This window comes from Streptomyces rhizosphaerihabitans (assembly GCF_025399795.1).
GTDB classification, from domain to species: domain Bacteria; phylum Actinomycetota; class Actinomycetes; order Streptomycetales; family Streptomycetaceae; genus Streptomyces; species Streptomyces rhizosphaerihabitans.
This window is the reverse complement of the sequence record NZ_JAODTZ010000164.1, coordinates 1-827: the sequence shown is the minus strand read 5'-3', so window position 1 is coordinate 827 and position 827 is coordinate 1. Positions and strand designations below refer to the sequence as shown.

Genomic DNA, 827 nt, shown 5'->3' with positions numbered 1-827 from the left:
CCGATCAGCTCGACCGGGTGTCTGCCGTTGAACTCGCGCAGGTCGAGTTCGGTGGGCTGGGCGAAGCGGGAGAAGTTGTGCACGCACAGGACGAGGTCGTCGTCCCCTTCGTCCGGGGTCGAGGGTGCTTCGCGCAGGAAGGCGAGGACGGCGGGGTTGGAGGAGGGGAGTTCGGTGTAGGAGCCGAGTCCGAAGGCCTTGTTCTGTTTGCGGATCTCGATCATGCGGCGGGTCCAGTGGAGCAGCGAGGACGGTGATGACATCGATGCTTCGACGTTGGTGACCTGGTAGCCGTAGACGGGGTCCATGATCGTGGGGAGGAAGAGGCGGCCGGGGTCGCTGGAGGAGAAGCCGGCGTTGCGGTCGGGGGTCCATTGCATGGGGGTGCGGACGGCGTCGCGGTCGCCGAGCCAGATGTTGTCGCCCATGCCGATCTCGTCGCCGTAGTAGAGGATCGGTGAGCCGGGCAGGGAGAGCAGCAGGGCGGTGAAGAGTTCGATCTGGTTGCGGTCGTTGTCCAGGAGGGGGGCGAGGCGGCGGCGGATGCCGATGTTGGCGCGCATACGCGGGTCTTTGGCGTATTCGGCGTACATGTAGTCGCGTTCTTCGTCGGTGACCATTTCGAGGGTGAGCTCGTCGTGGTTGCGCAGGAAGATGCCCCACTGGCAGCTGGAGGGGATGGCGGGGGTCTTGGCGAGGATTTCGGAGACGGGGTAGCGGGACTCGCGGCGGACGGCCATGAAGATGCGGGGCATGACGGGGAAGTGGAAGGCCATGTGGCATTCGTCGCCGCCGGAGGGGAAGTCGCCGAAGTAGTCGACGACGTC

At 65.7% G+C, this 827-nt stretch carries 1 protein-coding gene; it reads right to left on the bottom strand.

What is annotated here, in order from left to right:
* Positions 1-827, bottom strand: an 827-nt coding sequence (locus tag N4G66_RS45225; RefSeq protein WP_261710156.1) for an alpha-amylase family glycosyl hydrolase, incomplete at both ends; no start/stop codon positions are given.